Source organism: Zavarzinella formosa DSM 19928, assembly GCF_000255705.1.
Lineage (GTDB): Bacteria > Planctomycetota > Planctomycetia > Gemmatales > Gemmataceae > Zavarzinella > Zavarzinella formosa.
This window is the reverse complement of record NZ_JH636443.1, coordinates 100,916-113,141: the sequence shown is the minus strand read 5'-3', so window position 1 is coordinate 113,141 and position 12,226 is coordinate 100,916. Positions and strand designations below refer to the sequence as shown.

Sequence of the window (12,226 nt, the reverse complement as noted above, 5' to 3'; positions counted from 1 at the left end):
AAGCAACGGTTCGGTAAAATGGGCATACCGGGCCAACCGTAACCTCGTCTCTCTTCCCTGTTTCCGAAGGCCCCAACACCCGCTCCGGGGATCGTTCACGAATGGGCCGGATGAATTTCCAGTTACCGACCGGCCTGAGCGAATCGGCCATCGACGCCCTTCCCCAATCCTACGTGGCGGGGGGCCATGACCGCTCCCCGACTCAAACACTTGCCGCCACGCACGACAACCGGCTGATTCTCGACCGGGACGCCGGGGAGAGCGGCCCCGTCTGGATTCCTTGGGAAATCCCCAAGTTCGGCCAGTTAATCACGCCGACCGGCTCGCTGATGGAGCGGCCGAGGCCCTATTATCTGCCCCTCGAACTGATTCGCGGCAAGCTCAACGGCGTGCGGAACCAATACGCGGATTGGGTGACCGGCGGCCTCACGATCTCCCCGCAAATCGAGGGGACGATTCGCCGGGCCATCCGCGCGATGAACGACACGATTCTGGACTCCACCACCAACCCGAATCCGGCCCGGTCGGCCGAGGCGCTGACGCTGGCGTTCACGGCCGCCGAGGAGATGGTGGCCGCCTATCAGGATCAAGTTTTCCGGATGCGCCATCAGCGGCAGCCCAAATTTGATTCCACGCTCGGATGCCGGCTCGGCCGCGTCCCCCCCCGCGGGCTGGACGACGTGTTTCGGCTCACATTCAATTCCGTGTGCATTCCGCTGACCTGGCGGCAAATCGAGCCGACCCAATCGAACTTCCGCTGGGAAGAGGCCGACGCGATGGTGGCTTGGGCCGCCGAACGCAACTTCCGCGTTCATGCCGGGCCGCTGATCGACTTCAGCGAACGCGGCCTCCCCGATTATGTGCTAAAGGGGGACAACGACCCGGTCACGCTCAAGAGTCTGATTTGCGATTACGTTGAAACAGTGGTGACCCGCTATCGCGGCAAGGTGGGCAAGTGGCTCATCACGGCCGGGGCAAACGGCTCCAACGTGATGAGACTGACCGAGGAAGACCTGATCCGCCTCTCGGCGATGGCCGCCGATTGCGCGTGGCAGATCGACTCGAATCTCTCTGTGACGCTGGGCATCGCTCAACCGTGGGGCGAGTACATGACCAAGCCCCCGTTTGAGTTTTCCGCGTGGGTCTATGCGGACACGCTGCTGCGGGCCGGCCTGCCCTTCGCGGGCCTCGACTTGGAAATGTGCTTCGGCTCCGGCCCCCGCGTGAGTTACGCGCGCGACTTGCTGGAAACATCCAAACAGCTTGACCTGTTCGGCCTGCTGGGCGTGCCGTTGCAAGTGACGGCCGCCTTCCCGGCCTCCCGGCTGCCGGACTCCAACGCCGAACGGGGCGACCCGCTCGGCTCGCACGGAACCTACAAAGATTTCTCCTCGGCCGGGCAGGCCGACTGGGCCGGGGCGTTTGCCTCACTGGCCCTGTGCAAGTCCTTCGTCAACGGCGTGACATGGGACAACTTCTCCGACGCCGACCCGCACCGTTACGCCAACTCCGGCTTGGTGGACGCCCGAGGAATGATCCGCCCCGCCCTCGACCGCCTCCGCGAACTGCGGGACAAACACTTGCGATGACGGATTGAACGACGAGGGGCCCCGGAGTGGCGCCCGGTGAATCTCGTGCGATCACGATTTATTTCTCTTCCGAGTCGCATCAATGAAGCAAGGATTGTTTGCCCTGATGACTTTGTCCGTCAGTCTCCTTGGTGGTTGTGGAAAAAAGGCTTCAAACAACTCTGGCGACCCAAAATCGAATCCGCCGACACAGGTAAAACCAATTTCGGCCAAACTCTCTTTTCAGCCGAAATTTTCCGAAATGGGAGAGTCGGACAGATACGCGGAGCACATGGCCCTTTCGCCGGACGGGCAACAAATCGTCGTGGTCGCGGACGATGTTCCAAACAAAAGGAACGCCCGTGTCATCAGCCTGCCCGGCAAGAAACTGGTGACGCAATTTGAATCACGCCCGGAGGATCTGAGTTTTTCATCCGACGGGCGGGCGGTGATCCATCAATCGGGAGGGGTTCGCTCGCTTCCAATCAACGGCGGCAAGGACACCTTGTGGGACCTGCGGCCCGGCTACCGTTTGGAAGTCTCGCCGAATGGCAAATATGCCGCCGCGACCAAGGCAGCCTTGCAGGGCTTCTCCGTGTGCGATGCGATGACCGGGAAAATTCTTTATTCCAAGGAAACCACCAAGAGCGGGTTCCCGGTTCTTTCCAACTTCTTTGACAACTCCCAAAAGCTGGCGACGGCCGACTCGGCGGGCGTGATTACCGTCTGGAATGTTGCCGACGGGACGCCGGTGAAAACGTTCGGCACGGAGGGCAAGCTCGACAATTGCGTCAATTCGTGGCTGGCCGCCTCGGACGACGGCCGGTACGTCGCCGGCGTCGGCAACAAACTCTGCGTCTATGAAGTGGCCACGGAGAGACTAGCGTTTGAAGGGAAGCCCGAGGGAGTCAGTTCCAATTACTGGAGAATCGGCTTCGTCCCCGGCACGCATTTGTTCGCAAAGCCCATGCTCGATGACTCCGTGGCCTTCATTGATGTGGATTCGGGCGAGACGAAGTTCTCGCTGGTCGGGCATACACGAGCCGTGAAAACGGTTTTGTTTTCGGCCAATGGCAAACTGGCGGTGACGATGACGGGTTCCGGCGAAATCAACGCCTGGGATTTGCCTTGAGTGGCGACGGAACGCCTTTCGATCAACACCTCATCCTTCCAGCGTTCCCATTCGTGTCTCGCCCAGTTCATTCGTCTGCCAGTATTCGCCGGTGGCCACATCCAGACAGGTCAGCCAGCCGTCGCCATAGGCATAGGTGTCGATGCCCACGGCGCCGGGGATCACTAGCGGGCGGCCGTTGCGTTGTTCGCTGTGGCCGCAGATCATCGTCTTGCCGGAGAAATGCGGCTTGAACATTTGCGGATTTAGAAACTCCCATTGGAGATAAGAAGTCTCTTGATGTTCCATTGGCAAGTCGTAATGGAGATTCGCATGAACGAAGATGTGGGTGTCCGTTTCGTACCAATCGAGGCAGCCTTGCCGCAGAAAATGCCAGTGGGCAGATGGGATGTCCTTGAGAGTGGCTTGATGTTCAAAGGTGGAATACGAGTCGAGGGCTTCCTGCCCGCCGCAGTATAGCCAAGACCGCAGGGCCGCGCGATGTTCGTTGGCTCCCAGCATCATCAGTTCGTGGTTGCCGCGAAGCGTCACCACCTGCCCGGTGAGGCGAAGCTGGATCATGCGATCCAGCACGCCTTTGGAGTCCGGCCCCCGGTCGATGTAATCGCCGAGGAAGATCAGGTGGTCGTCACTTTTGAGTTGGATGAAGCCCAAGAGCGTGTCAAGGGCTGTCAGACAACCGTGGATGTCGCCAATCGCCAATGTTCGCATGCGGTCATTTCCCAAGCAGGTACGCCGCCACTTCGTCCGGGGTCGCCTTTTCCGGCTTGCGCGTCAGGGCGTCCTTGGCGCTCGCCGTATCATACGCGGCCTTCGGCAGTTCACCCGTGTGCGTGCCTTGGTGATTGTGGGCGAACACCGCGTGCGGGGCGCACAGGGCCAGCATCGCGGGCAAGCCGCCGAGCTTCACCGCTCCCGGAAGGAGGTTTTCGTCCTGCGTGGAAGTGATGTTTTCAAAGCGGAACTGGTTCAGGTCCGCCACGGTCTTTTGCACCGCATCCCCGCACAACGCGCGGGCGGCCACCACCCACGGGCCGGCGCCGTCCCAGCCGATTATGTGAACATTCTTTACCTTTTCGATGTCCCGAGCCATCCGCACCGTGGTGAGAATGTCATGGACACGGTTGGCAAACACGGATCGATTGTAGCCGTAGGTGAATCCGGCAAAAGCGGGGTCCACCGGCATTGGTTTGTCCCCTTTGAGTTCGCCCGTCTGGAACACGTCGGGAGCCATAATGCCGTAACCGGCGTCCAGCAGTTTTTTGGCCGCCGGGTGGAGTTCCCCCTTTTGCAACAAGCTGGATTTGCCCTCGGGCGAAACCCAGATGACAACGGTTTCGGGAATGGTTTTGTCATCTTTGATCGCCATCAGCATCGGGACTTTGTCGCCCTGACCTTTGCGTCCGAAGGCGACGAGCGCGAACATGCCGCTTGGAATTTTGGCGGCCGCCGCCACCTGTTTCTTTTCAATCGACTGCGGGCCGGGAAGCGTTTCCCCGATCATCGCCTTCAAGCTCGTGCCGGCGACTTTGCGAAACTCGGCCAGACTGGCGGCATCCTTCGGGGTCAGGGCGGCCAGTTGTTTGTCGGCGGCGGCGGTCATGGTTTTGCGAAGTTCTTCCGCACCCAATTCATCCTTCGGCCGGGGATGCAAGTCGTCGTACACGCTCAGTTCCTTCCCGGTGAATGGCTTGAAGGGAAGTTCCTTCACCGGGCCGGTTCCGCCGAGCAAGTGTTGGTTGAACCACGAATACATGAACTCGCGGGCGACTTGATTGTAATTGTGCCCGAACTCCGGCCAGCACTTGCCCGCCACTTTGTCCTCGGCGCCGAGCATCTTGTACAGGGCTTTGAGTTCCGGCAGTCCTTTGGTTTCGATTTCCTTCGTCCAGTCGTTGGCGCCGCTCATGGCCAGCGGCTTGGGGGCGAACATCCCGGCGATTTCCACGTTGCCGGTGCCGACCCGCAGATAGGAACAATTCTCGCACACGCAGCCCCCTTGCATCGCGGTGGAGACCATCACCGCCGGGAACGCCGCCGCCGGGCGGTCGTCGAGGGCGCACAGGAGGAAGGTTTGCGTCCCGCCGCCGCTGGCCCCGGTCACGCCGATTTTCTTGTCGTCCACATCGGGCAGCGATGTCAGAAAATCGAGGGCGCGGATGCTGTTCCACGTTTGCAAACCCATGAAACTCTGGGACCGCAATTCCGCTTGGGCATCCGTGAAGCCGGTGCGGTGTTTGATGGCCTGACTGTCGGCATAGCCGACCATGTCGTAATGGAAGACGACGAAGCCCATCCGGGCGAGTTGGGCGCAACGGGCTTGCAGCGGGTGCCTGGCCCCTTCTTCCGTTTGCTCGGCCTTGGTCGTCAATTCGGTTTTGACCTTGGCATCGCCGGCATCATAGAACCGGCCCCCCTTCGGCCCCTCCGGCGGCCAGTGGCCGTGCCCCGTGAGAACCGCCGGCCGTTTCCCGGCGACCTTTGACGTGGGCCGGTACAGGTTCCCGGTGACATAGTGGCCGGGCATCGACGCGAAGTAAACCTTCTCGACGGTATACCCGTCACGGTCCATCTTGCCGTGAACGACCGCGTTCAACGGCGTCTTCTCCGGCATCGGCCAGAGCCCGAGGCCAACGAGTATTTGCTCCCGCAACTCGGCCTTCCGGGTGTTCCAGGATTCCTTGGTGGCGGGGACGGCAAACGGGAAGTAATCGTTCAGGTTCTTCGGCTTGCCGAGCCGGGTATCCGTGTTCTCGCTCTTGTCCTTGAACAACTTCGTCGGGTTGTCCTGGGCAAACCCCAGCGACGCGACGAGGAGCATGACGGGTAACGCGATTCTCATGAAGTGCTTCCGTGGGTAGGTTTCAGCCAACAACACATCTCTCGCAAAGCCGCAAAGTCGCCAAGAAACAATTGACACATCTTCGGTTTTTGTCGTCTCTTTGTGGCTTGGCGGCTTTGCGAGAGATATTCTTTTCTCCGGGTTTATCCGGGGTTGGTCACATAGTCCCCGCGCATAAAGCCCGAGTCCTTCGGCGGGGAGTAGGTCACATCCAAGTCCGGGGTTTCCAGCGGTTTCTTTTGCACCCGTGATTCCAGCACCCAATCGAGGATGCCGCCGGTCAGCATCGTTCGCTCGACGGGCAAGGGTGATTTGCCGGTGTCCATCATCGTTTCCGCATGGATGGCGAGGGCTTCCAAAAACGCGGCGCCGGGAGGCGGGGGAAGCCAGAACAGCGTGCTGGCGGGCTTCTTCTCACCGTCGACATGGGCGGCAAAAGTCATGTCGCTGACATGGCCGTCGAGTTGCAAGACGGTGGCCTTGAGGCCGTCCCGGTATTCGATCAGGAAGGCCCGCGGGGAAGGAAGGCTGTAACCCCATGCCGGCGGGGACGTGAAGTGTTTGCAATTCTCCTTGGGATCGCCGACATTGCGGGACTGGCTTCGGCCGAGGCAGCTTTCCAGCAATTCCCATGACCAGCGTTTGTCGTCGCCGGCCTTCCACACGGCCTCGCCTTCGAGATATTCGACCCGCTTCACACCCTGCTGGCCATCTGTGCGGCGTTCGACCATCGCCTGTAGCGGTTCTAATTGGTGGATGCCGTAAATCTCCAGTTCGCCGGGGCCGACGACCATCGCCTCGTTGATCTTCTTGCCGAGGGGGATTTCGATTTCCGGCCGACGCCAGGTCACCGGGAGGCTGGAGCCCGCGAGCAGGGGGAAGCCCATCTTCTTCGCGGTGGCCACCATCTCGAAACCCTTCTTGCGGTCATACGAGAGATGTTTGTCGTTAAACACCGGAACCACGCGACCCGAATCGGCAAACACCTTCACGACTTGCTGGAAGAGTTCGTATCGCGGGTAAAGTTTCTGCCCCTTCGGGTTGTACGGGTAATTGCCGTGTTCCGCGATGAGAAGAACGCCATCGACGGCCAGTTTCCCGGTGCCGAGGGTGAGGGCGTCTTCGACGGTCTTGCAATGCCGGATGCCGTTTGTTTTGGCGATGCCGACACTCAAATCCTTCGGGCCAATCTGCTCGACACACATCGAGGCAATATCGGACGCCGGGAAATGGTGCTGGCCGTTCCGTTGATAACCGTTGATGAATCGGCCGGCGATGTGATAGGCATGGGAGAGATAGCCGTAGACCGTGGTGATGACGGCCAGATGTTTCTTCGCCGGCTGGCTACGTTTGGGAGGCTGCGAGAGGGAGAGATCTTGCGCCGAGGCAAGGCTGGGGCTGATGGCCGGAATCACGGCCATCGCCGGGGCGGTGGTGAGAAAAGCACGTCGGTTCATGGGCACGATGATAACCGATCAGGCGGCGGGAATCAGCCAGGAATTTTTCATCAGCGGAAAGTCACCGCCAGATGCCCGATTCACTTCCGCGAACCGCCCGTCAACTCCCGGAACTTCTCCACGATCAACGGCAACACCACCCCCGAGGGGGCGTAGATTCCCACATCCGCGTGGCTGGCGGCCTCCGAGGGTTGGATGTTCACCTCGATCACGTCGCCCGCCGGGCGGGAGCCCCATTCGATGCGGCGTTTCACCATGCCGATCAGACCGGCGGCCGGGTAGACCACGGCGCTGGTGCCGACCACGATCAGAGTGTCGCATTCCTCGGCGGCTTCCTGGGCCTTTCGCCAGATGTCCGGGGGAAGCGTTTCACCGAACCAGACGATGTCCGGTCGGACGGCCCGGCCGCAGGACTGGCACTCCGGCCGGTTGGAGAGGACTTCCAACCCGCGATCCGCGATCTGGCCACAGTTCACGCAGCGTGTGCGGCGAAGACTGCCGTGGACCTCCAGCACGTTTTTGCTTCCGGCTTGTTGATGCAATCCATCCACGTTCTGGGTGATGATGGTGAAATTGTCCCCGAAATGGTTCTCCAATGTCGCGAGGGCTTCGTGGCCGGGGTTCGGCTTCACGGTGGCGACGTTGGCCCGGCGGGCGTTGTAGAACGTCCAGACCAGTTCCGGGTTCCGGGCATAACCCTCCGGGGTGGCCACTTCCTCAATGCGATGGCCTTCCCACAAGCCATCGGAGGCTCGGAAGGTGGGGACACCGCTTTCGGCCGAGACACCGGCCCCGGTAAGGACGGCCACCCGTTTGGAAGTCGCCAGCATGGCCGCCGCCCGCCGGATCAATTCGGGGGCCGGTGATTGCTCATTCATGATTGAAACTCCTTGGTTATTTTCGTCTTGATGCTGAGAAACCCAATCGGCCTCGCAAATGGCCAAATTCACACACGAGACATCAGATTTCCGGTCTGGTCGCAATTATTCATCCCGCGCCCGCCGTCTTCATCATTCTCTCTGGACAAAACAGAAGCCATAATTCCGCATTAGGGACAGAGCCGCTTTTTACCCCAGAGAGACGAACATGCAGGATGCGACGTTCGTGAGACAGACACCCCCCGTGATTCGATCCTTGACGATTTCGCCAATCATCCGCCCGATGTTCATCATTGCCGGGGCGGCCGTTGTCTTGGTGGCCATCAATGGTTGGGGGCCGGTGCCGTTCCCCAATTTCTTGGTGATCCTGATTCTCGTTTGTGTCCTGGCTTATCAACTCCTGGCCCTCACCCGGCGGGAGCGAATCGCGGCCGAACGCCGGGCCTACGACGCCAGTTCGCGACGGCTGCAGGAGTTCGCGCGGGCCAACGCGGAACTCAACCGGGAACTGACCGAGAGCCGACTCTTGGAGGAAGAAACCAACCTCCAGGTTCGGGCCTTCGACGCGCTGCTTCAGGGCGTCATCATCACCGATCCGCACAAGACCGGCAATCCGATCATCTACGCGAACGAGCGGTTCACCTCGCTCACGGGTTACTCCCGCGAAGAAATCCTTGGCAAAAGCATTGATTTTCTTCACGGCAAGGACACCAGCCCGCAGACCGTCGCCGCCATTCGCGAGGCCCTGCGGACGGCCAAACCCTGCCTCGTCGAAACGCTGAGCCACCGGAAAGACGGGTCCAATTTCTGGAACTCCCTGAGCTTGGCGCCGATCACTGATTCGGGTCGCCACACACATTTCGTGGTGGTGATGACGGACATCTCCGTCTTCAAAAAGTTGGAGGAACAACTCCGGCAGGCCCAGAAGATGGATGCCGTCGGCCATCTGGCTGGGGGCGTGGCCCACGACTTCAACAACCTGTTGACAGTCATCAACGGCTGCTGCGAGTTGCTGCACCTTGGCGGCGATGTCAGCGAGGAAGGCAAGCCGCTCGTCGATGAGATTCACAAAGCCGGAGAACGGGCCGCGAATCTCACGCAGCAATTGCTGGCCTTCAGCCGCAAAACGGTGCTGCAGCCAAAGATTCTTTGCATGAACGAACTCGTGCGGAACCTCGTGCGGATGCTCCAGAGACTCATCGGCGAAGACATCCAACTGACCACCGACATGCCTGCCGAGATCGGCTCGGTTCGCGTTGACGCGGGACAAGTCGAACAAGTGTTGATGAACCTGGCGGTCAATGCCCGCGACGCGATGCCGCAGGGGGGGAATCTGTCGATCGAAACGCGGGAAGTGTATCTGGACGAAGACTTCACCCGCCAGACGCCGCAACTCCGGCCCGGCTCTTATGTCCGGGTGTCCGTCCGGGACACCGGGCACGGCATGGACAAGGCCACGATGGAACGCCTGTTCGAGCCGTTCTTCACCACCAAACCCGTGGGCAAGGGAACGGGCCTTGGCATGGCGATGGCCTACGGCATCGTCGAAGCCAGCAAGGGCCACATTGAGGTGAGCAGCAAGCCGGGCAAGGGAACGACGTTCCGCTTGTATTTCCCGGTCTGCGAGGACCACTCCCGCTCCCGCTTCACGCCCGTCAAAGACGAAAGCCGAGGCGGCGAAGAAACCATTCTCGTCGTCGAGGATGAGGATGGCGTCCGCTCGCTCACGGTGCAATCACTGCTGGCGAAGGGCTATCGAGTGTTGCAGGCGGCCAACGGCGCCGAGGCCCTGCGGGTGGCCGCCGCCCATCGCGGGCTCATCGACCTGATGGTGTCCGACGTGGTGATGCCCGGCATGAGCGGCAGCGATCTGCGATCCCGGATGCTCGCCGAATACCCGAACCTGCGGGTGATCTTCATGTCTGGCTACACGAACGACGCCATCGTGCGAAACGGCGTGATTCAACTGGAATGCGACTTCCTGCCCAAGCCGTTCACTTTGTCAATGCTCTCCCGCAAAGTCCGCGAAGTGCTTGATCGGCCGCCCGCCCCGGTGTCGCAAGCCACCACCTCGGAATTCGCCGATACGGTGGCTTGAAGCCGGAGTTGAGGGTATCGAAGATAGAGTCTGCGGGGACGAATGATCGCGGTTGTTCCGAAATTGGCCGGGCAAACGCTTTCAAATCGGATGACACCGTCAAAACAATCGATTTCACATATCATTTCACTCAACTTTCCGGCCATGATGCGTCCGGAAAATCGGAGTGTCGCCGATGATTCCAACTGCAAAATCAATTCTCTTGTGTGATCGCTGTGTCAGCCAAGCTGACGGAAAAATTGATTTGCTGGGTGCTTTCAATGGTATTCGTCCAAAGTCTGGTTATCCACACATCCATGAACGATTCTGTGTTTATGCCCAACTAACCGATAGTTTGGGAGATGTGCCATTTTTCTTTGACATCCGCTTTTTGGAGACGGATGAATTGATATGGACAACAGAGACGAGAATATTGAAGTTCCCGGATCGAATGATGATCGTTCATCTTGCCTGCTCCATCGAGGGATGTCGTTTTGAAAAACCCGGACTGTATGTGGTGGAGCTTTTCTGCGACAATCAATGGGTGTGTGACACTCGGGTTATGCTTCGATGAGTGAGGCTTAGAGGAGCAGCAATGATTGAAAACAATCAGGCCGAAACGTTTCTGGAAGGCTTTTCGCCGCTTCAAGAATTCACCACCTCGGTGATTTCTCCCGGTTCTGGAGACCGTCATGGGCGACCGAAACGAACAAAACCGATTCAGGGATTGGCTTTCGGCGATGCGACCACCACATCACCGATGGCTGCCAAAGTCATTGGGAGCGGCAAAGATGCGGACGCGAATAAATTTTCCCCGGAACATTGATTGGAATCGAAATTCAATCAATGGATTGAAGACAATAGCTTTCGATTAGATCGTTGACGATTTCCTCGTCTTGAAGCCCAAACCGGGATCACATGCCACAACTTACTGCCTCGGCCGGACCGGCGGCACGTCCTTCGGGGCACGGAGCGTGTTCAGGAATGCGATGACGGCGGCCTGATCGTCGGTGTTCAGGGCTTGGTAAGCCTTCGTGACCGTGGCCGCGTCGCCTTGGTGTCGGCTGATCGCTGACGCCAACGTGGGGGATGCCCCGTCGTGGAAGTAGGGAGCCGAGTCGGCCACCCCCCACAGCGGCGGGGTCTTCCACTCTTCCGGCTTTGGTTTGTCTTCCGGTCGTGGCGGCAGATTGAGGAGGCGGGGCGGGTCCGAACCGTATCCCCCTCCGGACGGGTTGGGATTGTCGAGCGTGTAGAGCAAGAAGTCGCTGTAGACGCCCTTCACGCCCCCCAAGTCCGGGGTATGGCAGGCCGCACATCCGACGGTTTTAAACAAATCTTTGCCGTGGGCGGCCGCCGCGTTTGACGGGATCTCTTCCGGTTTCGGCAGCGTCTTCACGAATGCCACCAACGCCTTGACCTGTTTGCGATCCAAGTCTGGTTCCACGTCCGAGGCCGAGCCACGCAGCGGCGTTGCCTGCCGGACGGTCGGGGTGCCGAGGCCGAGTTCGTTGGCACAGGCGGCGGAGACGAATTCCGACAGGCTGGCCGTCTGCCCCTTCCAGCCAAACTTGCCGACCCGGCCGTCGTCCGTCGTCGGCACCCGGCCGACGGGAACGGAAGTGAAATCAAGTTGGAACTCGCGGGCCACGGTGCTCGCCCGGCGGTTCCGTTGGTTGTTGTAAATCGCCTTGTCGGAGATCAAGTCGATCCATCCGGCCCCGAACAACGCGGTTGCCTGCACGGTCTGTGTGCGGACCGGGTCGAAGTCCGGGACCGTTTCGGGCGCGCATCCCTCCATCCGCTGAACACTACGCCCGCGCACAATCGGGTACACGCTCTTGAGGGCCGCGAGCGATTCCTTGGACGTGGAATCAATGCTAAACGCATGGATCGTGCCGGTGTGGAATTCCGGGTCGTTGGGCCGGGGAAAAATCTCGTAGCCAACGGCGTTGTTCGCCAAAGAGCCTCCTCCGCCAAGCCCGCCTTGGAAATGGCAGGCGGCGCACGATTTGGCGTTGAACACCGGCCCAAGTCCGTCGCCGTGGGCCAACGGGTCATTGGCGGCCCACTCGTGTTCAAACAATTCCCGGCCCGCCTGGATGTCAGCCGCCCGCGCGGACGGCCCAAAGAAAACGGGCAGCCCCGGCGACCAGACCCAAAGGGCGATGGCAACAATAGGGATCGGGATGCCCCAGCCAAAAAGCCGACGCTGGGTTGCGAGAGACAGGCGCGACATGAGACGGCCCCGGATGTGATGGGTATGAACAGA

The 12,226-nt window shown here is 60.1% G+C and carries 9 protein-coding genes; 4 read left to right on the top strand and 5 right to left on the bottom strand.

Annotated elements, in window-relative coordinates:
- Positions 1-110: 110 nt before the first annotated feature.
- Both BGIM_RS0125720 and BGIM_RS0125715 read left to right on the top strand, forming a co-directional pair.
- Positions 111-1,589: an endo-1,4-beta-xylanase gene (locus BGIM_RS0125720; RefSeq protein WP_157369430.1), complete on the top strand. Its 1,479-nt coding sequence runs from the start codon at positions 111-113 to the stop codon at positions 1,587-1,589.
- A gap of 271 nt (positions 1,590-1,860) precedes the next feature.
- Positions 1,861-2,700, top strand: coding sequence for a WD40 repeat domain-containing protein (locus tag BGIM_RS0125715; RefSeq protein ID WP_157369429.1), 840 nt, complete (start codon positions 1,861-1,863; stop codon positions 2,698-2,700).
- Positions 2,701-2,730: 30 nt separating this feature from the next.
- On the opposite strand, the gene BGIM_RS0125710 is transcribed toward BGIM_RS0125715, so the two are convergent.
- From BGIM_RS0125710 to BGIM_RS0125695, 4 genes are all read right to left on the bottom strand, one after another.
- The gene (locus BGIM_RS0125710) at positions 2,731-3,411 is read right to left on the bottom strand and encodes a metallophosphoesterase family protein (RefSeq protein ID WP_020472575.1); all 681 of its coding nucleotides are present in this window, start codon (positions 3,409-3,411) and stop codon (positions 2,731-2,733) included.
- 4 nt (positions 3,412-3,415) lie between these two features.
- Complete coding sequence (locus BGIM_RS0125705) at positions 3,416-5,542, bottom strand: acetylxylan esterase (protein WP_157369428.1); 2,127 nt, start codon at positions 5,540-5,542, stop codon at positions 3,416-3,418.
- Positions 5,543-5,685: 143 nt separating this feature from the next.
- Positions 5,686-6,999: a hypothetical protein gene (locus BGIM_RS0125700; RefSeq protein ID WP_020472573.1), complete on the bottom strand. Its 1,314-nt coding sequence runs from the start codon at positions 6,997-6,999 to the stop codon at positions 5,686-5,688.
- Positions 7,000-7,079: 80 nt separating this feature from the next.
- Positions 7,080-7,877: an NAD-dependent deacylase gene (locus BGIM_RS0125695; protein WP_157369427.1), complete on the bottom strand. Its 798-nt coding sequence runs from the start codon at positions 7,875-7,877 to the stop codon at positions 7,080-7,082.
- A 244-nt stretch (positions 7,878-8,121) separates the two neighbouring features.
- Between BGIM_RS0125695 and BGIM_RS52395 the strand changes: the two genes are divergently transcribed.
- Positions 8,122-9,975: an ATP-binding protein gene (locus tag BGIM_RS52395; protein WP_162136290.1), complete on the top strand. Its 1,854-nt coding sequence runs from the start codon at positions 8,122-8,124 to the stop codon at positions 9,973-9,975.
- 175 nt (positions 9,976-10,150) lie between these two features.
- Entirely contained in the window at positions 10,151-10,528 is a 378-nt protein-coding gene (locus BGIM_RS63315; protein ID WP_157369426.1) for a DUF6941 family protein, read from the top strand.
- 354 nt (positions 10,529-10,882) lie between these two features.
- On the opposite strand, the gene BGIM_RS0125660 is transcribed toward BGIM_RS63315, so the two are convergent.
- Entirely contained in the window at positions 10,883-12,193 is a 1,311-nt protein-coding gene (locus tag BGIM_RS0125660; RefSeq protein WP_020472567.1) for a di-heme oxidoredictase family protein, read from the bottom strand.
- Positions 12,194-12,226 lie beyond the last annotated feature (33 nt).